Here is a 24,849-nt window from a genome sequence, read left to right on the forward strand (position 1 = left end):
AGTATGTTCGACTCGATTCTTGCTGGAAGTCTCGGTCATGGATACCCACGAACGTCTGGATGGCCCCGCGCTGGGGGCGATTGCGGTGACCTTGCTGACCTGGTCGTCCGCCTATGCAGCAATCGCCTATGCGTTGCCGGCGTTCACCCCTGGCCAGGTTGCGTTTGGACGTTTGTTGATTGGCTCGATCTGTTTCGGGCTGTTGCTGGCGGTGAAGCGGGTGCCCATGCCGGCGCGACGCGACTGGCCGCTGGTCGCGTTGCTGGGGGTGATTGGCATGACCGTGTACCACCTCTGCCTGTGTCTCGCCGAGACCCGTATAGCCAGCGGCACCGCCGCCATCCTGATCTCGCTGGTACCGGCCGCCACCACCGCGCTGTCGGCGATCTGGCTGGGCGAGCGCTTCAGCCCGCGCGCCTTGGTCGGCCTGCTGATCGCACTGGCGGGTGTGGTGCTGGTGGTGTTGGCCAGTGGCAAGCAGGTGACGTTCCAGCCGATGGCGGCCCTGGTCTTGGTCTGTGTGGTCTGCTCGGCGATATTTTTCGTGCGGCAGAAGCCGTTGTTCGCCCGCAGCAGCATGCTGGGGGTAACAGCGGCAACCTTTTTTGCGGCGACCCTGGCCGCACTGCCCTTCAGTCTGCCGGGGCTACAGCAGCATGTCATGGCGGCGAGCGCGGAGCGCTGGATGGCGCTGTTGTGGCTGGGCATCGCACCGACCTTTGTCGGCTACATCGCATGGAATACCGCTTTGAAGCGCGCGCCAGCGTCGCAGGTCAGCAGTTTCATCTATCTATCGCCGCCGATCGCCGTGCTGATCGGCTGGTTGTGGCTGGATGAGCGCCCCACGGCGCTGACCCTGCTGGGCGGTGCGATCACCCTGGCCGGCGTCGTGCTGACCAACTGGAAGCGCAAGGTGGTCGCAGTGGCTGTGCCACCGACGCTGGTCAACGGTGCGGTTGAATCGTAGTTGCGGCATCCCGCAGCAAGGTAGTTTCTGCAAGCCCCTATCCATGCGATGACTGCAACGGAGAGAGATGATGAGCGTACTGAGAATCGCCGCGTTTTCGGATGGGGACAATGGCGGCAATCCGGCCGGCGTTCTGATTGACGATGATTTTCCGCATGAATCCGAGATGCAAAGGATTGCTGCCGAGGTCGGATACTCCGAGACCGTTTTTGCAGTTCCGACAGGAACAGGCTGGCGTGTGCGTTATTTCTCGCCGGAATCCGAAGTGCCATTCTGTGGCCATGCGACCATTGCGCTGGGCGTCGCGCTTGCCCGCAAACACGGCGATGGTGTGTTCGCCCTGAGCCTCAATCAAGCCGAGATCACTGTCGAGGGACGGCAGGTCGGTGAAGGCATGACTGCTGCTCTACAGTCTCCGCCCACGCGCAGTGAGTCGGCGCCGGCTCACCTGGTGTCGGAAGCACTCCACTTGTTCGGCTATACACCGGATGAGCTTGATCCCCGCATTCCGCCTGCGCTGGTTCATGGCGGGGCGAATCATCTGGTCCTGGCCTTGAACAATCGTCAGGCGCTCGCTGCCATGAAATACGACCTCGATGTCGGTCGCCGGTTGATGCAGCGCGCTGGCTTGGTGACCATTCTGCTGGCCTACGCGGAGACGCCACAGCGTTTCCACACCCGCAATCCGTTCGCTTCCGGCGGCGTCTACGAGGACCCTGCCACCGGTGCGGCGACCGCCGCGCTGGCCGGTTACCTGCGCGATCTCGGATGGCCTCACGACGGCGCCATCGATATCGTGCAGGGCGAGGACATGGGCATGCGTTCGCGCCTGCGCGCTGAGATCGGTGCCACGCCAGGCAGTTCGATCCGAGTGTCCGGCAGTGCAAGGATCATTCCCATCTGATCATTCTCATCGGATCAGCCCCGATCTGATCAACCTTCATGCCGCTTGGCGGCGATCCACCCTCGGAGCAAGTCGTTGGTCACCTGTTACCTGCGCTACGTCATCGATCCCGTTAGGCTCGCCGAGTTCGAGCACTATGCATCGCTGTGGATTCCATTGGTCGCTCGCTTTGGCGGTACGCATCATGGTTATTTCATGCCATCGGAAGGCGCCAACAACATCGCGCTGGCGCTTTTCAGCTTTCCTTCGCTGGCAGATTACGAGGACTACCGCACTCGTTCCCTCGCGGACCCAGCTTGTCAGGCTGCTTTCCAGTACGCGCGGGACACCGCATGCATCGTGAGTTACGAGCGGAGTTTCTTCCGGCCAATGTTTGGGTAGCGGTATGGCATCGCAGTGCGTGCATCGGTCTGCGATGCATGGTGAGATGATGGCCCGAACCAACAGGACCATTGCATGCGCCGCCAATCTGCCTTCACGAGCCGCCTTCGGCGCCGTGTCTGCCTGAATCTGTTCGGATGCCTGTTCGCTCTATCTGCGTTGTCCGCAGTGTCATCCGTAGCCGCCGTCAGCATCGCAGTAAGCGGCGAACTCGGCCATCCGCTGACACTCGTGTTGGCGACGCTGCCGCGGGTAAGCGTGCAGGCCAGCGAGCATGGTGTCAGCGGCACATGGTCGGGCGTGTCGCTCAGTACGATTCTGACCGCCGCTGGCGTGCCGTTAGGTGAGGCGCTGCGTGGCAAGAACATGACGTTGTATGTGCGCATCATCGCCGCCGACGGTTATCGCGTGGTCTATGCGCTGGCCGAACTCGATCCGCAGTTCCGCGATGAGCCGGTCATCCTCGCTGACCAGCACGATGGCAAGCCGCTGGATACCAAGGAAGGCCCGTTCCGCGTGGTGGCACCAACCGATAAGCGGCCGGCGCGCTGGATTCGCCAGGTGGTGCGCATCGACGTGCTACGTGCGCCGGATGGTGGTAGCTGAGAACGAGCTTCCGATCGTAGGGGATTCTGCGTGACCGGGTATCAGGAAGATCGACGCGCCTGCCAGCGGCCCAGCGCCATCAGCAGTGCAGCCACCACGACAAAGGCCAGCATCACAGCCAATGCGTTGACCAGTACGCGCGGGTAACCCAGCGTTGCCACGTCAATGAAGGGATACGGATACCAGCCGTTCGCCGCACCGCGGATCAGCACGTAGACAAAATACGCCGCGGGATAAATCTGCCAGAAACCGATCTGCCACCAATGCAGCGATGCTTTCGGCACTGCCAGCCACCAGTGCACAACAAACAGCAGCGGCATCACATCGTGCAGGGTCACGTCGGCCAGCCATTGCCATCCCTGCGGTTGCCACAGCCCCCGTAGCAGCAGGTTGTAGACCAGGCTGACGATGACGATGCTCATCGCCACCATCGATTGGACGTCTGGACGTCCAAAGAATCGATTGATTTGGCCACGCGGACCAATCGCCCTAGCGCTCAGCGCCATCGCAACCAGAAGATTGGTGGTGATCGTGAAGTAGCCGATCCAGAGCCACAGCGCGGACGCCACGCTGCCACTTCTGGCAAGCGTTAATTGAATCGTCAGGCTCAGTTGCAGGACCAGTGCGAACCAGCCGAGCAGTGCGGCAATTGCGGCTAAAGCTCGGTGGCGGTTAGCCATGTGTGCGGATTCAGAGCTTGTAAGCCCGATGGATCGCCACGATGCCGCCACTGAGGTTGCGTACTTCCACGCGGCCATAGCCGGCGCGCTCCATCATGCCTTTCAGAGTCTGCTGGTCGGGATGTTTGCGGATCGATTCGGCGAGGTACTGGTAGCTGTTGGCATCGCCGGCAAACAGCTGGCCGAGCTTGGGCAACACCTTGAACGAATGGAAGTCATAGAGCTTGCCGAACAGTTCGCTCTGCACCTTGGAAAATTCCAGCACCAACAAGCGACCGCCCGGCTTGAGTACGCGGAAGATATCCGCCAGCGCCTTGTCCTTGTCGGTGACGTTGCGCAAGCCGAAGGCCATGGTCACGGCGTCGAAGGAGTTGTCGGGGAATGGCAGCACTTCGGCGTTGAGCTGGGCCCAGCGCAAACCGCTGACCAGGCCGCGATCGGTCATGCGGTCGCGGCCGACGCCGAGCATGGCGGCGTTGATGTCGCCGACGACGACTTCACCCGTCTCGCCGAGCACCGGTTTGAGCAGCGCAGCGATGTCGCCGGTGCCGCCGGCCAGATCGAGCACACGGTCGCCGCGACGCACGCCGCTGATGGCGACGAAGTGGCGTTTCCACAATCGATGGATGCCGAATGACATCAGGTCGTTCATCAGGTCGTAGCTGCGCGCGACAGAGGTGAACACTTCACCGACCAGTTTCTGCTTGTCGCCGACCGGCACGTCGCGGAAACCGAAATGGGTGGTCGAGTCGTTGCTGGGTTTGGGCTGCTCGTTCATGCTGGCAATGCTACAGGAATGGGGCGTGGCGGGACTTGTTGCCGCAAGGTCGCGTCGGAGCGAACGAGTAGATCATGTCCGTAGGATGCCGGTGTTCGCCTGCGGCTGACCGCCAATCTGCCTGGGGCGGCAATGTATTCCCTGTTCATAACTCGACCGGCTTGCCATCCTGCTTGTAGATCACGCCGTCCTTCATTACAAAGCTGACGTGCTGCATGGTGGTGATGTCGTCGAGCGGATTGCCCGGTACGGCGATGATGTCGGCACCGCGGCCGACGGCAATCTGCCCGAGCTGATCCTGCTTGTGCAGCAGTTCGGCTGCATGGGTGGTGGCGGCCTGCAGCACGAACATCGGCGGCATGCCGGCGTCGACCATGTACTTGAACTCCTTCGCGTTCTGGCCGTGCGGATAGACCGCGGCATCGGTGCCGAAGGCGATCTTGACACCAGCCTTGTATGCGCGACCGGCGGTGGCCTGGATGATCGGGCCGACCTGCATGGCCTTGGCGGCGACCTGTGGCGGGTAGTAGCCGGGTATGGCGGCCATTTCCTGCACGTATTTGCCGGCGATGATGGTGGGTACGTACCAGGTGCCATGTTCCTTCATCAGCCGCATGTCCTCTGCGTTCATGAATGTGCCGTGCTCGATCGAATCGACGCCGCCCAGCACCGCGCGACGAATGGCCTCGGCACCGTGCGCATGGGCGGCCACGGTGAAGCCGTAGTCGTGCGCAGCAGCGACCACGGCCTTGATTTCTTCCAGCGTCATCTGCGAGTTGTCGGCGCTGGCGCTTTCGTCGAGTACGCCACCGGAGGGCATGATCTTGATCAGATCCACACCATCCTTGTAGTGCTGGCGCACGGCCTTCAGGGCATCTTCGGGGCTGTTGATGATGCCGTCGCTGGGACCGCCGTCGCGGGCCAGATCCCGCCGGTAGCCGTCGGTGGGATCGGCATGACCACCGGTGCTGCCGATGGGTACACCGGCGGTAAACATGCGCGGTCCCGGCACGATGCCAGCGTTGATGGCGTTGCGCAGGGCGATTGAATCGTTCTGGTTGTCGCCTACGTTGCGCACGCTGGTGAAGCCGGCCAGCAACGTGCGTCTGGCGTAGACGGTGGAGCGGATCGCATAGTCGGCGATGTTCAAACGAAACTGGTCGGTATATGCGGTGGGGCTGGTCTCGTCAGTGAGATGCGTATGCGCATCGATCAGGCCTGGCAGGCAGGTGGCGTTGACCATGTCGAGATAATGGAAGCTGCCGCCCGCTCTCATGGCGGCCTGCTGATACGGCTGGATATCCACCGTACCGGCGTGTAGTTCCTTGATACGGCCGCCATCGACGATCACCGTGGTTTCCCCGAGCATCTTGCCGGCCGCACTATCCAGCAAGCGCACGCAATGCAGAACGCTGACGTCGTGATTGGCAGGCAGGTCGGTGGCCATACTGCCGATCGGAAGCAAGAACATAAGTGTGGCGAGCGCAAGCGCGCAGCGTACTGTCATGGTGAACTTCCGACGGGGAGGTTCGTCATCTTAGACAGACTCGCACGCATCGTCACGGAGTGTTCAACAGTTGCCGCAGCGACTAGTCGTTGTGCGGCGCGTGCTCATCCGTTGTCACCGGCGGAGCGGCGTGCTGATGCTCATGTTTGTGATGTTCGGTAGCGACGTGGCGATCATGCAGGTCGGCGCTGGAGGCCTTGGTCAATTCGGGTTCGGCTGTAGGGGCAACGCTGTCATCGCCGGTCTCGGTCAGCAGGCTTGGCGAGACCGGCGCGGTGGCTTCTTCCTCGTCATCCAGCTGCGTGCCGCTGGCACCCTCTTTCTCATTGCCGCCGGGCGTGATCTTGAGAATCGAGTGGCGTACTTCGCGTGACAGGATTACCCGCGCGTCGCGAACCATGCCTTCGAGCGCGACGTCGTAGTCGAGCTTGCCCGCGTCGTCTGTCCATACGACGCGGCGCTCGCGCAGCTTCTGGATGAAGCCGCGGAACAGGGCCTTGTCGAAGAATTCCGGCGAGGACAATTCCTGCAGCAGGCTCAGCCGCTGTGCGGTGAGCGTGCAGGCGCTTTCGAGCTCGGAACTGGTCAGCGTGTGCGGACCATTCTTGGTCAGCGCGGCGATGGTGATGTAGTAACGCTCGAAGGCCTGGATCAGACTGCGCGCAATCACCTTCAGTTGAAATGCGCCGTCATCCTGACCGGCACTGCGCTCCAGTACGCGGCCATCGCCGCTCGATTCGAGCAGGCCACGGCGTACGAAGAAATCGATGGTGTCCTGCAACTGCGTGCCAAAGCCATCGTCGTTCCACGGCAGGAACAGCTCGCCCTGGATGAAGGGGTAGATGATCCGCCCCAGTCGCAGCACCGATGCGCGCGACATGCGCCGATTGTTGAGAAAGCAGCAGGCGACCCAGGCGGCGGCAGCGTTGAGGTGCAGCACGTTGTTGCGGAAATAGCTGAGCATCGGCGCGTGTTCGGCGCTGACCGTGAGCACGTCACCGAGCGGATGCTGCACGCGTGCGATCCAGCCCATTTGTTCACCGTAGGCAATGATGCCGACGGGGTTCATCGGCGTCAGTGTGACGCGATCGGAATAGGGCAACTCTTCCATCAATGCCTTGCTCAGCGCCAGCTGTTCCAGCAGGTCGCTTTCTGCCATGGCGTGTTTGGGCGTGGCCAGCAATGCGAGCGCCAGCAGGTTGATTGGATTGATGTCGGCGGCGCGGTTGACGTTCACCTGGATTTTTTCGGCCAGCCCGTCCACGACTTTGCGTAGCCAGTCCGGCTTCGCATCCGGATCCAGCGTGGTCTGGCGCCAGTCCGCACTGGCGGCATCGAGCATCGGGTTCAGTTCGATCGGTTCGCCGAAGTTCAATGCCACGTGGCCATAGCGTTGGCGCAGCACTTTGAGTCCGCGGATCAGTCCGATCAGCGATTCCTTTTCTTTTTTCTTTCCGCTGAGTTCGCCGGCGTAGGACTTGCCTTCCATCAGCTTCTCGTAGCCGATGTAGACCGGTTGAAACAGCACCGGTCGGCGCGGTGCGCGCAAGAAGGCGCGTACCGTCATCGAGAGCAGGCCAGCGTGCGGTGTCAGCAGGCGTCCGGTGCGCGAGCGGCCGCCTTCGATGAAGTATTCGATCGGCACGCCGCGATCGATCAGCTGCGCCATGTATTCCTTGAACACGACCGAGTAAAGCGGGTTGCCGGTAAAGCTGCGACGCATGAAGAACGCACCGCCGCGGCGCAGGATCGGCCCGACGACCGGCAGGTCCAGGTTCACGCCGGCCGCGATATGCGGCACGACCACGCCGGATACATGCAGCTGATACGACATCAGTAGATAGTCGGCGTGGCTGCGATGGCTGGGTACGTAGATCACTTCGAAGCCTGGCGCGGCGGCACGCGCCTTGTCGAAGTGGTGCATCGAGATGCCGTCGTACAGCTTGTTCCAGAAATTGGCCAACAAGAATGAGGCGGAGCGCACCACCGGATGCGAATAGTCGGCGGCGACTTCCATCACCATTTTCTGCGCTTTTTGCCACGCCTTGGCATGCGTGGTTTTTTCCTTGGCCGCCGCTGCCGCGATCGCGGCGCGGACTGGCTCGGCATTGAGCACCGAGTCGACCACGGTGCGTCGATGCGAGAGATCCGGCCCGATCACCGCCGCACGGATGCGGTGGAAATGTGTACGCAACACACGGGCGATCTTGCGGGTCAGGCGTTCCGGCGCGATCTCGCCGGCTTCGTCCATCGCGTTACGCAACGAGACGGGCGCCGAGAAGTGCACCACCGTGTCACGCCCATTGAGCAGCAGGGCCAGCAGACGGTGAAAACGGCCGACCATGACCCAGTTTTCGGAGAACAGCACGCGGAACCAGCCGGAGTCGCGGGTCGGTGCGCGGCCGACGTAGATCGATACCGGCACGATCTGGATATCGCGGTCGGGCACACCTTCGAGCGAGTGCAGCAATTGCCGCAGCGGTTCGTTCGGGCTGCGCTTGTGACGGCGTCCGAAGATCCAGCCTTCGCGACGTGTCAGCGCAAACACCGAGCGCTTGCGACGTGTACCGGCCAGCGTCTGCATCGGGCTGGGCAGGCCAGCCTCGAGACAGGCGCGCTGCAGGATCAGCGCATCAGACAGGCTGTCGCGCTCGATCACATAACAGACCGGTGCGCCGGTCTGCAGCAGTGCCGTGGGCTCGGCCGGATCACGGCGGATACGCACCCACGGCTGCAGCAGTTGCCCGGCCAGGTTGAACCACCAAGGGGCACGTTGGCGAGCGGGGTGATCCGCGCTGGACATAGTTTGCATTCGCCTATTCTAACGGGTGCGCCGTTTAGTCTTTTGTTGGCGTGCTGCTGATGTGGGCTACAACAGGCACCGGAGCGCTGCTGCCGCTGGTCGCCGGGGCTGCTGCTGAGGAGCTGGTTGAAGCCGGAATCGGTGCGGCGCTGGCTGGTTCGCTGAGCTGTTTGTGTGCTTCGCGCACATTGTTGACCATGTCCTCGCTGTACCAGCGGTTGTCCACCTGGATGAGTTTCGATTCACTCGACAACGGCTTGCCGAGCAGGGTGTAGTCGATCTTCACGCGCGCGTGGCCGTTGCTGCTGTCGATCGGTGTCACCTTGACCGAGTCCAGCGTGTCATCTACCGATAGCCCATAGTTCACCAACAGCTGCTTCAGGCCGACATATCCGATCGAGTACTTGCTCATCGTGGTGTCGAAATCCATCGCGTGCAGCTGGTCCGCGCTTTTCAGATCCAGTTTGCGTGCGGTGGTGACGGCAATGTTGACCGTCTGCTTCGCCTTGGTCGGGTCGAACCACGGCGCCTGCTGCGCCCACGGCCCCAGCACGTCGAGTGCGGCATTGGCCTGGGTTTTCTGCTCAGGGCTGAGGCTCTTGCTTTGCACCACGGCATTTTTTGCCAGCGCTTCGCCCACACTGATCAGCACGGGTATCTGATCCTTGTACTTTGATTCCATCGCAGCCAGCTTGGGCTGCAGCTCCGCATAGATCTTGTTCTCCGCATCCGGCCCGGTGAGCTGTTGCATGGAGTCATTGAAGCGGGCGCGGTCCTGGTCAGTGACTGGCGGCTGGCTCTGCTGGTGCTTGGCCCAATCGCCGCGCAAGGTGGCATAGTCCGCCGGCGGCAGCGCGTGCTTCCACAAGGCGTTGAAATCGCCGGCCTTGAGCAGATCGACCGAGCTTTGCACGGCGGCTTCTGGCGTGCTGCCGCCCGGCTGCGACGGGTCATCCTTGTCGTGGCAGGCGCTCAGAACCAGTGCGGCAAGCAGTGGGAGCAGGGCGTAGCGAAGGGAATGAAGACGCATGGTCAAGTTTCTCGCGGGCGTAGTTAGGCGCAGTGGCGGCGCCAGGGCTGATCAGGGTAGAGGTCGCCGTAGTGCGTAGACAAGAGCGGCGCGAAGGATTTTGCGATCCCGCAAAAAGAAAACCCCGCGGACCGAAGCCTCGCAGGGAAATCCGGCAGAGCCGGAAGGAAATGGCCTTGCCTGCAAATCCAGTGAGGTCAGCAGGTGTTGGCGGAAGAATATTAGCCCCTCACCAAAGTTAAGGCAACGCTTTTCTTTAGTTAAATAAGATATTGATTTTAAACAGATAAATACTATTGATAACGAAGCGCGTCAAGCTTCTGTTTGCGCCTCAGCTCGCGCGGACTGCTGTAGTCGTTGTTGAACAGCGCCGGCTCCCATGATCCGTAGGTAGGGTTCGGCAATACAAACCAACGCGTGCCGATCCACGGGAGATAGGGCTCGACGATTTGCCGCCGCGCAGCCACCGTGTTGGCAGGAATATCGAGAAAATCGCCCAGCTGGTCGCCGAACTGCATCAACACGCGGTAGTGGCGGCTGACCAGCTGGCGACGGCAGCCTTTCTCGCTACCTGCCTGTTCGCAGTTTTCGACAATCGTGCCCAGTCCAAGAAACGCCTGCGGCCCGCTGACTGGAAGGCCTGCCTTGTGCAGGTTGAGCAAGGTGACCTGATCCAGGTCCTTGGCGCGGTTGGAAATGTAGATGACGGCGATGCCATGACTGGCCGCGAACCGGGTGAATTCGACGGCACCGGGCAGCGCGCGCGCCTGCGTCTCCTTGCACCATGCTGCCCAGTCAGCCTCATTGAACTCGCCGCCGCTCTTGATGACGCGGGCTTGATATGGCGAGTTGTCCAGCACGGTTTCGTCGATATCCAGGATCACGGCAGGCGGCAGATTCTTGAACGCCTGTACGCGATCGGTCTTGCTCAGTGCATCCCATTTGCCATTGTGCATCGCCGGCAACAGGCGTGCTTCCGCATCGCGATATGTCTGCAGATAGATCAGGTCGTGCTCGATTGCGGTCTGACTCCAGGCCACGGCGTTGAGGTTGTCATCAGCTGCAATGGCAGGAGTAGCGACGGCGGCAGGCGGTGTGGTGTTTGGTGCAGCGGGTGCAAATGGCACAGGCTTTTCTGGAGCCTTCGCACAACCGCTCAGCAGGGCGACGGCGAGTGCAGTGGTGATAAGACGAAATGCCATGGACAGGTCCTTGAAACAGTAGCGATCAGCTAACGCTAAAGTTTACGCCAGCATCGTGGCAACGCTGGCAGGCTTGGCGGTGTGCTGACAGACTGAAGACCCGTATCATCTTCAGTTGGAATGGCATGGACACTCCGTCGTCCGATTTGCGTGAGCCGTCGCCCGCGATTGTTTACGCCAGCTATCTGCTCGCCGCAGCGGCCTTGGGAGTGATTCTCGGGTTGCACATGCTGTCGGCCCTGCTCGCTGGTCTGCTGGTCTACGAACTGGTGAATTCCATGGCGCCGCTATTCGGCCGGCGTATCTCCAGTGCGCGGGCGCGCGTCATCGTGGTGGCGGCGCTTGGCGTGATCGTGGTGGGGCTGCTGATCCTGCTGATCCTTGGTGCGATCAGTCTATTCCGCAACGAAATCGGCAATCCCGAGCTGCTGTGGCAGCAGCAGCTGATGCCGCTGGTCGAGAAAGCACGTCAGCAACTGCCTGCGATGATCGTGGATCACCTGCCCGACAGCGTTGATGACCTGCGCGTGGGCGCGGTCGATCTGGCACGCAAGCATGCAGCGACGCTGCAGGTCGCCGGCAAGGGGGCGGCGCGGGCGTTCGTGCATATCCTTATCGGGCTGGTGCTGGGGGCGATCATTGCGCTCAGCCGCACGCGTCCGGCGCATCAAGTCGGGGCACTGGCCGCGGCGCTGGGTTTACGCTGTCAGCGACTGGCCGAAGCGTTCCACAACATCGTGTTCGCGCAGGTCAAGATCTCGCTGATCAACACCATATGCACGGCGATATTCCTGCTTGGCGTGCTGCCGATCCTGGGTATCCACGTGCCGCTGGCCAAGACGCTGGTCGTGCTGACCTTTGTGATCGGCTTGCTGCCGGTGATAGGTAATCTTCTGTCCAACACCGCCATCACCATTGCCGCCCTTTCGGTATCACTGGGTGTCGGCATTGCGGCACTCGCGTTTCTCATCGTCATCCACAAGCTCGAGTACTTCCTCAACGCTCGCATCGTCGGCACGCAAATCCACGCTCGCGCATGGGAGCTGCTGATTGCGATGCTGGTGATGGAAGCGGCGTTCGGCTTGGCCGGCGTCATCGCGGCGCCAATTTACTACGCGTACCTCAAGAGCGAGCTGGAGGCGAAAGGGCTCGTTTGAGGAAGTTGTCAGTTCTGTAAATTTTTTATCACGGGACTGCAAAAGTTTTGTAAAAATTTGTTGCGGTACTTTCCTGCGCCATGTTAATAATTAACGCGTTGTGAATCGATGGTCGGCAAGGGCAGTGTTGACTTTGCATCTTCGGATGTCGATTACGGCCAATCGTTCGATAGATAAGTAGTCGCTGTTTCAATAAGTTGCTAACTCTGAGGGGAGTTCCAAAATGATTAAGTCAAAGATCGCCGTCGCCATCGTGACGGCGCTCACGCTGAGCTATGCCTCTGCGTACGCGCAGACGACCACACCCGATGCACCCCAGCAAAGCACGGATCAGGCACCAGATGCAGCCAAGGCCAAGAAGCTAGAAGCGGTCATGGTCACCGGTTCACTGATTCCGCAGTCACAGATCGAAACAGCCACGCCTACGGTGACCATTACCGCCGAGCAAATGCAAGCGCGCGGATTTACCACGGTGGCGCAAGCGCTTCAGCAATCATCCCTCTCAGTAGGCAGCGTACAAGGAGCCCAGTTTTCAGGTGGCTTTACGCAAGGGGCTCAGACATTGAGCCTGTTTGGCCTGCCACCAGGTTTCGTCAAATACCTGATCGATGGTCGGCCGATGGGTAATTTCCCAGCCTTGTATAACGGCAGCGATGTTTTCAACAACCTGAGCAGCATCCCCATCGAGATGGTCGATCACATCGATATCTTGCCTGGAGGACAGTCCTCGTTGTACGGATCGGATGCTATTGCTGGCGTCATTAACATTGTGCTCAAGAAAAAACTTGATGCGCCAGTGCTTGACGTGCGCTATGGCTGGAACAGCAATGGCGGCGGCGCTGCACGCCGGGTCTATCTGGCAAATAGCTTCAATGCAGGCAAGTTCAACATGATTGCTGGCGTGCAATTCGAGAGCACGCAACCCATCTGGGGCTACGATCGACCTCTGACCGCTCATGCCAATACTAATGCGGCTGGCGGGCCTATCGCGGAGCGCGACTATCTGGATTCTGATCCTACGCTTGGAACGAACGGTTATGCCTTGGCGGACCCGAACAATTGCGCCAATACGACGGCCGGTTTTGGCGGAACGACAGGGCTGAAGTACCGGCCCAATAGCGGCTATTACTGCGGCTCAAATGTCGGGACGTCGCCGTACACCACGCTGGCCAATGAAAGCAAGACCGCCAACCTGTATACGCATGCCACCTTTGACGTCAACGACAACGTACAGTTGTACAGCGACCTGCTGTACAACTATCAGGAGCAGAAATGGCAGCCGGATGGAAATGACATCTGGTCGACTGCGAATTCGGGCCTGACGTTTTACGATCCCACCAGGGCACAGTATACGGATCTGCAGCATTTGTTCTCGCCGGAAGAAGTTGGCGGGTACCAAAACAGCATGAGCAAGCAGATCGAAAACTCCTACATGTTCAGCCTGGGAGGAAAAGGTACGTTCGGTCAGTCTGACTGGGACTACGATCTGGGCTTCACCCATTCCAACGACCAAACCAACGAGCGTGATTACCACGCTTACACGAACGCCATCAATAGTTTCTATACCAACCGTGTACTGGGTCCGGATTTGACATCCACCCTGGGGCCGGATCCGCAGGGATTAGGAGTACCCGTCTACGAGCCAAACTACGCCGCTTTCTATACGCCGATTACGCCAGCGGATTATCGTAGCTTCAGCGGTTATTTTTCCACGCAGGGCAAGACTTGGGACAACATGGTACGCGGGCAGGTGACCAATGCCTCGCTATTCACCCTGCCAGGCGGTGATGCCGGCCTCGCCGTCGTGCTCGAAGGTGGCAACCAAGGGTGGGCCTATGTGCCGGACCCCGGCTATTTCAATGATCAAATCTACGGCTATACGGCGTCCCAAGGTGCGGGACATCGCTCGCGCTACGCAGGCACGAGCGAGCTGAGCTTTCCTTTGCTGCAGCAGCTGACCCTCGATGTATCCGGACGTCGGGACAGCTACGACGTATCCGGCAACCGGATCAATCACAACACCTACACGATTTCGCTGGAATATCGCCCGTTCGACAGCCTGTTGCTCAGGGGCAAATATGGCACGGCATTCAAGATGCCCACCCTTGCCGACGAGTATTCAGGGTCGAGCGGCTACTACAGCACGGTTACCGATTACTACACCTGCGCCAAGCTTGGGTACACGGGGTCAAATTTGGGCGGCTGTCCGGCCGTTTATTCGCAAGCAGGCTACTTCAATAGCACGCAGGGCAATGTCAATCTGAAGCCGATTACCGCGAAAAACTGGAATTACGGCGTGGTGTGGGCACCGATACCCAAATTTTCGTTGTCCGTCGATTATCTGCATTTCGATATTAAAAACGAAGTGGGGACGTTGCCTGCGGACACGATTTCGCAGGAAAATTCCCTCTGCCTGCAGGGAATTCTCGATCCCACCACGCCGAGTTGCGTGAATGCGATCAATGCGATTACGCGCAATCAATTCGGCGCTATTCAGGATATCTATACGCCGAAGCAGAACATAGCGCGGGAGCAGGTTAATGCCATCACAGCCAATCTGAATTATGGGGTGGATATCGGCCTCTACGGAAGCTTGTCGTTCGCGGGTAGTTACAGCGATGAATTCAAACATGACCAGCAACCGCTTGCGGGCGATCCGTTCATCAACTACTTGACTAGCCCGCTGTACAGCACGGATTTCAAGAGCAAGGTCAATGCCTCGGTGACCTGGAGCAAGGGCGATTGGGCCACCACGCTCTATGCCAACCGTGATGGCCGTTCCCCCAACTACCTGGCGACCGTTCTCAATAATTACACGGCGCCAGGTACGGGTTACGTGTCGGCTTGGGTCACATACAATGCCAGCGTGCAATACAGTCCCACGAAGAATTTGACGTTGTCATTTCTGGTGAACAATTTATTCAACAAGATGCCGCCGGTTGATAACAGCTACCCTGGTTATATAGTTGGTCCCTATAACAGTACGAATTATGATGTTTATGGGCGCCAGATGTATCTGGAGGCGACGTACAAGTTCGCCAAACCCGGGTGATCTAGCTGAGTTCACTGAGTTCGGCAAGCATCAGGAGCAAAAAACCCTCGCGAAAGCGGGGGTTTTCTTTAGGCTCGATCAATTCGCTGCCAGCAACGCCGCAATACGTGCCATGTGCGACTGCGCGGTTTCGCGGGTGACTTCCTTGTCAGCTTCGGGGTCCTTGCCTTGCCAGTGCAGGTCGGCCTGTGGCAGTTCCTGCAGGAAGCGGCTGGGCTGGTTGCTGTGGACGTCGCCGTAGCGTTTGGTCTTGGCCGACCACGACAGGGTGAGCAGCTCTTTGGCGCGGGTGATGCCGACGTACATCAGGCGCCGCTCCTCGTCGATGCGGCCTTCGTCGATGGCGCCTTCGTGCGGCAGGGTTCCGTCTTCGCAGCCGACGATGAAGACGAAGCGGAACTCCAGGCCCTTGGCCGAATGCAGGGTCATCATGCGCACTGCGTTGCCCGGCTCGTCGCGGTCGGCGTGACTGAGCAGGGCAAGCTGCGCGGCGAGATCGCCGGCACTGTTGCCTTTCTGCATCGCGCGGAACCAGTCGGACAGCTCCTTCAGGTTGCCAAGCCGGCGCTCGCGCAGGCTGGCGTCGGGTGTGCTTGCGGCGATCTGCGCAGCGTAGCCGGTGCGTGCGAGGATCAGCTCGACCAGATCGGCGGCGTTCTGGTGCAACGAGGCGCTGCGCAGTTCGTCGAGCAGATTGGCGAACGAGGCCAGCGCGGCCGCGGGGCGGGGCGTGAGCTGGCGCAGCACGCTGTCGCTGCGGGTGGCATCCAGTAGGGAGGTCTGGCGACTTTGCGCGAGCTGGCCAAGCTTCTCCAGCGTGGTCGAGCCGATCTCGCGCTTGGGCACGTTGACCACGCGCAGGAATGCCGCGTCATCGCTGGGGTTGGTCAGCAGGCGCAGGTAGCACAGCAGATCCTTCACTTCGGCGCGGTCGAGAAAACTCAGCGCGCCGGTAAGGTGGTAAGGAATTCTTGCGAGGCGAAAGGCTTTCTCGAGCGGACGTGCCTGGAAGTTGCCGCGATAGAGAATGGCAATGTCATGCCAGCGCGCCTTGTGCTTCTCCGCCAGCGTGGTGGCAATCGCAGCGACGCGTTCGGCCTCGTGTTCGGCTTCCTTGCATTCGAGCACGCGAATCGGCGGACCTTCCGGATGCTCGCTCCACAGCTTCTTTTCGTGCAGATGCGGGTTATTGGCGATCAACTGGTTGGCCGCGCGCAGAATGCGCTTGCCGCAGCGGTAGTTCTGCTCCAGTTTGATCACGCGCAAGTTCGGCCAGTCGCGGCCGAGTTGGTCGATGTTCTCGGGATTGGCGCCACGCCAGGCATAGATGGACTGGTCGTCGTCGCCCACGCAGGTGATACCGCCGCGCTCGCCGGTGAGCGCTTTCAGCAGGCGGTACTGCGCGTCATTGGTGTCCTGGTATTCGTCCACCAGCAGATAACGTAGGCGTTCGCGCCATACGTCGCGGCATTCGGCGTCGGCTTCGAGAATGCGCAACGGCAGCCGGATCAAATCGTCGAAATCCACCGCGTTGAAGGCAGCCAGGCGCTGCTGGTACATGTCGTAAATAGTCGCAGCCTCCAGCTCGCGCGGGCTGCGGGCTTCGGCTAGCGCTTCCTCGGGCGACAGGCCGCCGTTCTTGGCGCGCCCCAGCAGGTTGCGGATGCCGAAAAGCACATCGTTCTTGGCACCCTTGGGCGCCAGCTCCTTGACGATGGCGCCGCTGTCGTCCGCGTCGAGCACCGAAAAGCCGCGGCGCAGGCCGGCGCGCGCGTGCTCGATCTGCAGAAACTTCAAACCCAGCGCATGGAAAGTGCAGACGGTGAGCGCCTGCGCATCCTCGGCGCTGACCAGCTGGCCGACGCGCTCGCGCATCTCGCGGGCAGCCTTGTTGGTGAAGGTGATTGCGGCAATTTTCGAGGCACTGAGCTTCTTGCGCGCAATCAGCCAGGCAATCTTCTGGGTGATCACCGAAGTCTTGCCGGAACCGGCGCCGGCCAGCACCAGCAGAGGGCTGTCGCAGTGTTCAACGGCAGCCAGTTGTTGCGGATTGAGCATGGAATGACACACGGGTTTACTGGCATTTAATGGTAACAGAGCCGCCCGCGTCCGCCGGTGGCGCGTCGCGCACTCCTCCAGGTAAATCGCCCCCGGCTTGATGACCGGCTACCATGGCCGATCCGCCGCGGGACCGATCATGGCCAAGCTCTATTTCTACTATTCGGCAATGAATGCCGGCAAGACCACCACGCTGCTGCAGGGCGCGTACAACTATCACGAGCGCGGCATGCGCACGCTGATCCTCACGCCTGCACTGGACAACCGTTATGGCGAGGGCGTGGTTGCGTCGCGCATCGGCCTGAAGGCCGATGCGCGTCGTTTCGGCGGCGAAGAAAACCTGCTCGCGCTGGTCGAGGCGGATGTTGCCGCCAACGGTGCGTTGCACTGTGTGTTTGTCGATGAGGCGCAGTTCCTCACCCGTGCACAGGTGTGGCAGATCAGCGACGTGGTGGATCGGCTGAATATCCCGGTACTGGCGTTTGGTCTGCGTACCGACTTCCGCGGCGAATTGTTCGAGGGCAGTCAGTACCTGCTGGCCTGGGCGGACAACCTCGAAGAGATCAAGACGATCTGCCATACCGGCCGGAAGGCGACCATGGTGGTGCGCGTGGATGACCATGGACGCGCAGTGAAAGACGGCCCACAGGTTGAGATCGGCGGTAACGAACGCTATGTCTCGGTCAGTCGCGCCGAATTCAAGAAAATCAGCGAAGGCAATGGCCGCATCGAACTACAGCAAACGGTGCTGCCGTTGAACGAATAGTGCGATCCGACCCATGAACCCGCACGTCAAACATGACCAGGAAACCCGTATGAGCCAACCGATCATCATCCCCGCCTGGCAGCGCCCGCACTGGCAAGCCAGCGACGAGGAGATCCTTCTGCAGTTCTACGTGTTCGGCAAATTCGAGGCGGTGCGCGTGCCCTCGGCAGATTACGGCAGCTCCGGCCTGCCGCCCGGCATTGAGGCGGTTAACCACAACCACGCCAGCCTGCGTCAGTGGGAGGGCTATCCGCTGAAAGGCGGTATGGGCCGCATGTTCAAGGACGACGCACCCGAGGCCTACAAGATCGCGGTGGACGCGCCCGAAGTCATCGTCGTGCGCGGCACGCTCAAGGACAGCGAGGCAACCGGCTACCTGCGCGACACGCTTGGTGTGCTGGCCGGCATGCTCGACATCGGTGGCGTGGCGATTCTCGACCCGCAAACTCTCAGCCTGCTTGACGCCGATGCATGGCGTCGCCGCTTCCTGGTTCGCGACGGTGCGCCTATCCGCAACTATATTTTGATCATGCGCGACAGCGAGCAGGAACCGGATCATTCATGGATCCATACCCGCGGCATGCGCAAGTTCGGCCGCCCCGATATCAGCATCCGCGGCGTGCCCGATGCGCTCAGCGATCGCGCGGGCATTTTGTGCGAAAGGCTGGTGGAACTCGAAGCACTGGGTGCACATTTCGTCGACGGCCAGCCGGTGGAAATCGACGGCCTGGGGGCCGGCCTCGTTGCGCATCTACGCGGTGGGCTGGACGATGAGGACTTCAACAATACGTTTGTCGAGTTTCATTGGCCTGCGTAGTTGCAGCGTAGAGCTATTGATCCAGCAATCCGCACCCACCGCGCCGTAGGTTGGCGGTGAGCGTATGCGAACCCCAACTGGGTGTGCGACGGCTGTTGGGGTTCGCTTGCGCCCAGCGCCAACCTACGCAGCTAGCCCTTGGCCGTCGTCACTTCTGACAGTTCGGGCACCAGAACGTCGACCGTTGCCCCAGCACCACCTGTTTGATCGGGATGCTGCAGACTTTGCAAGGTTCACCCGCACGCCCGTAAACATTGAGCTCGCGAAAAAAATAACCCGGCGCACCATCGGGGTTGAGGAAGTCGCGCAGGGTGGTACCGCCGCGTTCGATCGCCCACGCCAGAATGCGTTTTACTTCCGCGGCGAGCTTCGCGTAGCGCACACGCGACACGCTGCCAGCAGAGCGTCGCGGATCGATGCCAGCGGCGAAGAGTGCTTCGCTGGCGTAGATGTTGCCTACGCCGACGACGTTCGCGTTATCCATCAGGAATAATTTCACCGCGGCACTGCGCCGGCGCGATGCGTGCCAGAGTGTGTCCCCGGCGAAGGCATCGGTCAGCGGCTCGGGGCCTAGCGCAGCCAGCAATGGATGCACTTCGCCGAACGGTTGCCACAGCAAACTGCCGAAGCGGCGCGGGTCAGTGAAGCGCAACACGCGGCCGCGTTGCCCGTTGGTGTTTTCGAGAACGATGTCGACGTGGTCATGCTTGCCGATCAACGTGTCGGGCGGCAGCACGCGCAGCATGCCCGACATGCCCAGATGCAGCATCGCGCTGCCGACCCCAGTGTGGATCAATAGATATTTGGCGCGACGCTCGACGCTATCGATCACCTGCCCCGGAAGCAGCTCGCTGACTTCCCGGGGAATTGGCCAGCGCAGGTCGGCCCTGCGCAAGATCACTGCCGCGATGCGTCGACCGGCCAGATGCGGCTCGATACCGCGTCGGGTGGTTTCGACTTCGGGCAGTTCAGGCATGTGTCGTCAGTTCCAGTTGGCGTGGAAGCTGCCCAGCTTGTCGATGCGTTCGAAAGTATGCGCACCAAACAGATCACGTTGCGCCTGGATCAGGTTGGCCGGCAGACGTTCGGAACGGTAGCCATCGTAATAGGCGATCGCGGAGCTGAAACCGGGTACTGGCACGCCGAGGCGCACCGCCGTGGCCACCACCTCGCGCAGCGCCTCCTGGTACTTCTGCGCGACCTTGCCAAAGGTTGGTGCCAGCAGCAGGTTGGCCAGCTTGTCGTCGTGCTTGTAGGCGTCGGTGATGTCCTGCAGGAAGCGTGCGCGAATGATGCAGCCGCCGCGCCAGATCTTGGCGATGGTGCCGTAGTCCAGCTTCCACTGGTACTCCTCGGCGGCAGCGCGCAGCTGCGCGAAGCCCTGCGCATACGAGACGATCTTGCTGAGATATAGCGCACGGCGTACCGATTCGATGAATGCCTTGCGATCGCCCTTGAACGCCTTGGTCTTCGGTCCGTGCAGATAGTGGCTGGCGGCGACGCGCTCGTCTTTCAGCGAGGACAGCACACGCGCGAAAACTGCCTCAGTGATGAGGGGTAGCGGCACACCGAGATCGAGCGCACTCTGACTGGTCCATTTGCCCGTGCCCTTCTGCGCGGCGCGATCGAGAATCACGTCGACCAGATCCTTGCCGGTTTCCTCGTCTTTTTTCTGGAAAATGGTGGTGGTGATCTCGATCAGGTAGCTGTCGAGTTCGCCCTCGTTCCATTTGCGGTAGACCTTGGTCAGCTCCTTGTTGGTGAGGCCAAGAACATGCTTGAGTACCGAGTAGCTTTCGGCGATCAGCTGCATGTCGCCGTATTCGATACCGTTGTGCACCATCTTGACGTAGTGACCGGCACCGTCATCACCCATATAGGCCACGCAAGGTTCGCCGTCAGGCGCCTTGGCGGCGATCTCCGTAAGGATCGGTTCGACGAGGTCATACGCATCGCGCGGGCCACCGGGCATGATCGACGGACCATGCAGGGCACCCTCCTCACCACCGGATACGCCAGTGCCGATGAAGTGCAGGCCAGCCTTGGCCAGCTCCTGATTGCGCCGGATGGTGTCCTTGAAATTGGTGTTGCCGCCGTCGATCAGCACATCGCCCTTGCTCAGCAGTGGCTTGAGTTCCGCGATCACTGCATCGGTACCGGCGCCCGCTTGCACCATCAGCAGGATGCGTCGCGGCTTTTCCAGCGAGGCGACAAACTTTTCGATGGTATAGCTGGGTACAAACTTGGCGGTGGGGTTGTCCTTGATGACCTCATCGGTCTTCTCACGGCTGCGGTTGAAGATCGACACCACATGGCCACGGCTTTCGATATTCAGCGCTAGGTTGCGGCCCATCACGGCCATGCCGACTACACCAATCACGCCCTTGCCGTTCGTCGCCGCGCTTTTCTTGATGGCGCTTTTCCTGGCGATGACTTTCTTGGCTGGTCTTTTTGGGGCGGCGACTTTCTTTGCCGGTTTGGCAGTAACTTTTTTGCTCGCTGCCGGCTTGCGTTTGACTTGCGTGGCCATGGGTCGGACTCCTGCTGTCGATGCATGAAAGATGGGGCGGAGACTGCGCTGCGCAAGGTGAAGCTAAGGTAGCTTGGTTGCCTCTGCGCGCGGAGCTCTTGGCGTATAGCGGATCGATACTAGTGCCACCCGCCCGTCAACGCGCACATAGCACTGCGGGCCAGTGACCGAAATTTCGCCGAAGTCGAGCACGTGGCCGTCGAGGGTCAGCGTGGCGGTGGGCGGCGTCAGGCCGATGCGGGCTGGATCGAAATCGCTGGCCGCACGCCAGCGCAGCACCGGGGCTGCGGCCGTTTCCGTGAGTTCGTCCAGGCGCCCGTCATCGGTGCGAACCGTGACGCCATCGATGCGATACCAGTGACCGTCGCGTTTGGCGTAGTGCTCGATCGGTGCTTTACCGATGCGCAACTCGACATGCGAGATGGTAGAAGGCTCCAGCGAAAGCAGCGAACCGGGGGCTTCCCGGCTTTCCTGCCGCCATTGCCGCGCGGCAAACGCCAGAACGGTGGCAGCGACAAGTAACAGCAGGACGCGCTGGCGAACGGAACGGCGCATGTCTCAGCGCCGCCGCCGGCGCCAGACGATCAGTCCGCCGATCAGCAGCAGCAGTAACGGCAGGACAATAAGAAAGCCGACGCTCACCGCACTCAACTCACCCTGCGAGATCTGCATGATACGGTCGGGTGCCCCGCGTGGCGGCAGGTCAACCAGTTTGTCGTCACCGAGCAACCAGTCGAAAATGCGCTCGCCCAGTGCACGGTTGCCGCCATTGCCGAGAAAGCTGTTGGAGAGAAAATCGCCGTCGCCAATCACCACCACGCGCTGCTCGCTCTTGTCCGGGCTGGGTGAAAGACGGCTCAGCGCAAAGCCGAAATCGAGCGGGCCTTTGAGCTCGCCCGCGGCGGCGTCGAAACGGATATCAGAGGGTTTGCTGTTGTCGATCGGCTTGAATTCGGTCCAGCTCTGGATGCTCGAACGCAGAAATGCGTGCACGGCCCAATCGCCCTGTGCGACCTGCGCCAGTGCCGAGACCTGCGGAAACAGCGTCGTCAGGGTAAAGCCACGGGTGATCGCGTTGGGTACGTAGTCGCCCAGCGCGATCATGCGCGGGTCTTTCAGGCCCAGTGCCGCACCTGAGCCATCGACCAGTACGCCGGGCAAAACGCGCACGCTGAGCGCGGTGGCCAGCGGCTTGAGGCCGAGATCATCATTGCCCGGTTCGGTCAGCCACAGCAGGTTGCCGCCGTTCTGCACATAGGTGACCAGCGCCTGCACCGCGCCCGGCAGCAGCGCCAGCGTGGGACTGGCCAGCACCACGAGATCGGTGTGTTCCGGCACCGCGGCGACCTGGGAGAAGTTCAGCGGTACCGCGCGCATGCCGCGTCCTTCCAGTTGCGCCATAAAGGTGCCGAGGTCCGCGTTGGCCTTGCCATCCGCGCGCCGCTCGTCATCGCCGGTGACGAAGGCCACGATGCGATCGTTGCCGCGGACGAGGCGCTCCAGTGCGTTGGTGAGGCTGCGTTCGGATAATTCGTCCAGCCGCTGCTCACGGTCGCGATAGTGGATGATCAACGCGCCATCGACGGTGATGCCCAGCTCGCGCATCTTGGCCGGGTCCAGCTGCGGGTCGACGAAGCGCAGCGTCAGATCGGGTTTCACCTGCTGATAGCGTTGTAGGTAGCCGGCCACGGTCTGACGCAGATCGCCCTGCGGATTGGCATAGCTGACGATTTCCACCGGACCATCGAGTGTGGCCAGCACGGCGCGGCTTTCGGCGGACAAACTGCTGCGGCCGTTGGCGGTCCAGTCCGCCTCGTGAAAATAACGCGTGCTCAGGTAGCCGATGGCCCCGACCACAAGCAGCAGCACCAGCGCAAACAGCCAGCCGTCCAGACGTCTGAAAAAAGTGCGCATCAGCCGCGCTCCTTTTCGGACGACAGTCGCCGCGTTGCCAGGCTAAGCGACAGCGCAATCAGCAGCACGAACCACACCACGTCGGTCGTCGAAACCAGCCCGCGCAGCAGCGGTTGCAGGTGCGTACTCATCGCCAGCCAATTGATCGCACCACCGTTGACGCCGGCCATCTGCGCGCCAAGGTTCACACTCCACAGTGCCAACGTAATGACCAAAGCCGCGGCGGCCGCGATCGCGGGATGCGAGGCGAAGGTTGAGCATGCAACGCCAAGCGCAGCCAAGGCGGAGAGCATCAATGCAAGGCCCAGCGTGGCGGCGGCCAGCTTGCCCCAGTCAAGACGGATGAGCGGTGTGAGTACCAGCGGCATCGCCAGGGTAAGCAGCAGCCACAGCAGTAGCCAGCCCAGTATCGCCAGGTATTTTCCCAGCACAATGCGCGAGGCCGGCACACCTGCCGCGAACAGTAATGGCAGCGTGCCGTTGCGACGCTCGCCAGCGATCACCGACATGGTCAGCAGCGGTACCACCAGAAACGCCAGCTGGGCCAGCTGTCCAAGTACCGGTACACCAACCAAATCCGTAAAACCGGGGCCATCCGGCAGCGCCGCGCGCTGAATCTGCGAGGCGAGGAAGGCGCCCATCAGCAGGGTGAAGTTCCAAGCCAGCCATGCCAGCGTCATGGCTGCCAGCACCCAGGCCAGTGGGCGTACGATCAGGCGACGCCATTCCAGCCGCGCCACGGCAAAAGTGCTCATCACGGTTTGGCTCATGCGGCACGTGCCGTGCTGGCGTTGCCGTGCATCGCAATGTCGAAGAAGGTTCGTTCCAGGGCGGCGTGATCGTCGCCATGCACCAAGCCATCGTGGCGCAGCGTACCCTCATGCAGGATGGCCACGCGATCGCAAACAGCGGTGACTTCCGTCAGAAGATGCGTCGAGAGGATCACCGCCGTACCGCTGGCTGCCTGTTCGCGGATCACTGCTCGCAATGCGGCCACCTGCACGGGGTCGAGTGCGTTGGCCGGTTCGTCCAGAACCAGCAGCGCCGGTCGGTGCAGCAGGGCGCAGGCCAGGCCCAGACGCTGGCGCTGGCCTTGGGACAGCACGCCAGCCAGACGCTGCGTCAGCGGCTGCAGCTCCAGTCGTTCGATGATCGTGCTGCGTGCCTCGCGTAGCCCGGTGTCCTTCAGTCCACGCAGGCGGCCGTGAGCATCCAGGTGTTCGCTGACAGTAAGTTCGGCCCACAGCGGAGCACGCTCCGGCAGCCAGCCAATCAGCCGGCGTGCCAGTTCGGGATATTCCAGAAAATCCTCGCCGTTCAGCTGAATGCTGCCGCTATCCGGGCGCATCGCGCCGGCAATCATCGACAACGTGGTCGATTTACCGGCGCCGTTGACACCGAGCAGGCCCAGCACCTGACCGCGCTGCAGGCCAAGGCTCAGGCCTTCGATGGCGCGGCGGCCGGCACGTCGGCGGGTGATGTTTTCCAGTTTCAGAACGGTAGCTGAGGGCGCGGTATGGGCTGTCATTGCCTGATTGTCATCGCGACACCATTGTTAAACAACTGCGGGAATACAGCTGCGCGGGGGACTTGCCAATTTCACATGCTCCCGCTTGACCAGCTGCTACTATTATGGTCGTGACCATGCTGGCGGGTACGGAAGTCGCCAACTAGACTCAACTGACTCACTACCTTCG

General features: G+C 61.1%; 21 protein-coding genes. 8 read left to right on the forward strand and 13 right to left on the reverse strand.

Translation table 11 applies throughout. The annotated features are described in order from the left end of the window. The first annotated feature begins 37 nt into the window (after window positions 1-37). The 4 genes from HDE79_RS02430 (at window position 38) to HDE79_RS02445 (ending at window position 2,858) form a co-directional block, all read left to right on the forward strand. A complete protein-coding gene (locus HDE79_RS02430) occupies window positions 38-967 on the forward strand; it encodes a DMT family transporter (protein ID WP_184600325.1) in 930 nt (309 codons plus the stop codon). Window positions 968-1,037: 70 nt separating this feature from the next. After that, a complete protein-coding gene (locus tag HDE79_RS02435; RefSeq protein WP_184600326.1) occupies window positions 1,038-1,871 on the forward strand; it encodes a PhzF family phenazine biosynthesis protein in 834 nt (277 codons plus the stop codon). A 75-nt stretch (window positions 1,872-1,946) separates the two neighbouring features. Continuing rightward, the gene (locus tag HDE79_RS02440) at window positions 1,947-2,252 is read left to right on the forward strand and encodes an NIPSNAP family protein (protein ID WP_184600327.1); all 306 of its coding nucleotides are present in this window, start codon (window positions 1,947-1,949) and stop codon (window positions 2,250-2,252) included. A 75-nt stretch (window positions 2,253-2,327) separates the two neighbouring features. Continuing rightward, window positions 2,328-2,858, forward strand: coding sequence for a molybdopterin-dependent oxidoreductase (locus HDE79_RS02445; protein ID WP_184600328.1), 531 nt, complete (start codon window positions 2,328-2,330; stop codon window positions 2,856-2,858). A gap of 41 nt (window positions 2,859-2,899) precedes the next feature. Here HDE79_RS02445 and HDE79_RS02450 read toward each other — a convergent pair whose 3' ends face one another. From HDE79_RS02450 to HDE79_RS02475, 6 genes are all read right to left on the reverse strand, one after another. Further along, window positions 2,900-3,538, reverse strand: coding sequence for a Pr6Pr family membrane protein (locus tag HDE79_RS02450; RefSeq protein WP_184600329.1), 639 nt, complete (start codon window positions 3,536-3,538; stop codon window positions 2,900-2,902). A gap of 10 nt (window positions 3,539-3,548) precedes the next feature. Then, the gene (ubiE, locus tag HDE79_RS02455; RefSeq protein ID WP_184600330.1) at window positions 3,549-4,316 is read right to left on the reverse strand and encodes a bifunctional demethylmenaquinone methyltransferase/2-methoxy-6-polyprenyl-1,4-benzoquinol methylase UbiE; all 768 of its coding nucleotides are present in this window, start codon (window positions 4,314-4,316) and stop codon (window positions 3,549-3,551) included. Between the two features lie 145 nt (window positions 4,317-4,461). Continuing rightward, complete coding sequence (locus tag HDE79_RS02460) at window positions 4,462-5,823, reverse strand: amidohydrolase family protein (RefSeq protein WP_184600331.1); 1,362 nt, start codon at window positions 5,821-5,823, stop codon at window positions 4,462-4,464. A gap of 82 nt (window positions 5,824-5,905) precedes the next feature. Further along, window positions 5,906-8,635, reverse strand: a complete 2,730-nt coding sequence (plsB, locus tag HDE79_RS02465; RefSeq protein ID WP_184600332.1) for a glycerol-3-phosphate 1-O-acyltransferase PlsB — start codon at window positions 8,633-8,635, stop codon at window positions 5,906-5,908. A 25-nt stretch (window positions 8,636-8,660) separates the two neighbouring features. After that, window positions 8,661-9,656, reverse strand: coding sequence for a hypothetical protein (locus HDE79_RS02470; protein ID WP_184600333.1), 996 nt, complete (start codon window positions 9,654-9,656; stop codon window positions 8,661-8,663). 293 nt (window positions 9,657-9,949) lie between these two features. Next, window positions 9,950-10,858, reverse strand: coding sequence for an HAD family acid phosphatase (locus tag HDE79_RS02475; protein ID WP_184600334.1), 909 nt, complete (start codon window positions 10,856-10,858; stop codon window positions 9,950-9,952). 125 nt (window positions 10,859-10,983) lie between these two features. Between HDE79_RS02475 and HDE79_RS02480 the strand changes: the two genes are divergently transcribed. Continuing rightward, window positions 10,984-12,015, forward strand: coding sequence for an AI-2E family transporter (locus HDE79_RS02480; protein WP_184600335.1), 1,032 nt, complete (start codon window positions 10,984-10,986; stop codon window positions 12,013-12,015). Window positions 12,016-12,238: 223 nt separating this feature from the next. Continuing rightward, window positions 12,239-15,067, forward strand: coding sequence for a TonB-dependent receptor (locus tag HDE79_RS02485; protein ID WP_184600336.1), 2,829 nt, complete (start codon window positions 12,239-12,241; stop codon window positions 15,065-15,067). A gap of 78 nt (window positions 15,068-15,145) precedes the next feature. On the opposite strand, the gene HDE79_RS02490 is transcribed toward HDE79_RS02485, so the two are convergent. After that, window positions 15,146-17,125 carry a UvrD-helicase domain-containing protein gene (locus tag HDE79_RS02490; RefSeq protein WP_184600337.1) on the reverse strand — a complete coding sequence of 660 codons (1,980 nt, stop codon included), beginning with the start codon at window positions 17,123-17,125 and terminating at the stop codon, window positions 15,146-15,148. Between the two features lie 139 nt (window positions 17,126-17,264). Here HDE79_RS02490 and HDE79_RS02495 point away from each other — a divergent pair, with 139 nt between their 5' ends. Together HDE79_RS02495 and HDE79_RS02500 are read left to right on the forward strand one after the other, a co-directional pair. Next, window positions 17,265-17,891 carry a thymidine kinase gene (locus tag HDE79_RS02495; RefSeq protein WP_184600338.1) on the forward strand — a complete coding sequence of 209 codons (627 nt, stop codon included), beginning with the start codon at window positions 17,265-17,267 and terminating at the stop codon, window positions 17,889-17,891. A gap of 49 nt (window positions 17,892-17,940) precedes the next feature. Further along, window positions 17,941-18,708: a hypothetical protein gene (locus HDE79_RS02500; RefSeq protein ID WP_184600339.1), complete on the forward strand. Its 768-nt coding sequence runs from the start codon at window positions 17,941-17,943 to the stop codon at window positions 18,706-18,708. Between the two features lie 148 nt (window positions 18,709-18,856). Here the strand turns inward: HDE79_RS02500 and mutM are convergent, their stop codons facing one another. The 6 genes from mutM to HDE79_RS02530 form a co-directional block, all read right to left on the reverse strand. Further along, window positions 18,857-19,684, reverse strand: a complete 828-nt coding sequence (gene mutM / locus HDE79_RS02505; protein WP_184600340.1) for a bifunctional DNA-formamidopyrimidine glycosylase/DNA-(apurinic or apyrimidinic site) lyase — start codon at window positions 19,682-19,684, stop codon at window positions 18,857-18,859. Window positions 19,685-19,690: 6 nt separating this feature from the next. Next, window positions 19,691-21,238, reverse strand: coding sequence for an NADP-dependent phosphogluconate dehydrogenase (gene gndA / locus HDE79_RS02510; protein WP_184600341.1), 1,548 nt, complete (start codon window positions 21,236-21,238; stop codon window positions 19,691-19,693). 63 nt (window positions 21,239-21,301) lie between these two features. Next, a complete protein-coding gene (locus tag HDE79_RS02515; protein ID WP_184600342.1) occupies window positions 21,302-21,793 on the reverse strand; it encodes a hypothetical protein in 492 nt (163 codons plus the stop codon). Window positions 21,794-21,796: 3 nt separating this feature from the next. Then, window positions 21,797-23,152 (reverse strand): GldG family protein, encoded by a 1,356-nt coding sequence (locus HDE79_RS02520; protein WP_184600343.1) that lies wholly within the window; start codon window positions 23,150-23,152, stop codon window positions 21,797-21,799. Beyond that, window positions 23,152-23,922 carry an ABC transporter permease gene (locus tag HDE79_RS02525; RefSeq protein ID WP_255488217.1) on the reverse strand — a complete coding sequence of 257 codons (771 nt, stop codon included), beginning with the start codon at window positions 23,920-23,922 and terminating at the stop codon, window positions 23,152-23,154. Before HDE79_RS02525 ends, HDE79_RS02520 begins: the two co-directional genes overlap by 1 nt. After that, the gene (locus HDE79_RS02530) at window positions 23,919-24,680 is read right to left on the reverse strand and encodes an ABC transporter ATP-binding protein (RefSeq protein WP_184600344.1); all 762 of its coding nucleotides are present in this window, start codon (window positions 24,678-24,680) and stop codon (window positions 23,919-23,921) included. Before HDE79_RS02530 ends, HDE79_RS02525 begins: the two co-directional genes overlap by 4 nt. Window positions 24,681-24,849: the final 169 nt, after the last annotated feature.

Source organism: Rhodanobacter sp. MP1X3 (genome assembly GCF_014207165.1).
Lineage (GTDB): Bacteria > Pseudomonadota > Gammaproteobacteria > Xanthomonadales > Rhodanobacteraceae > Rhodanobacter.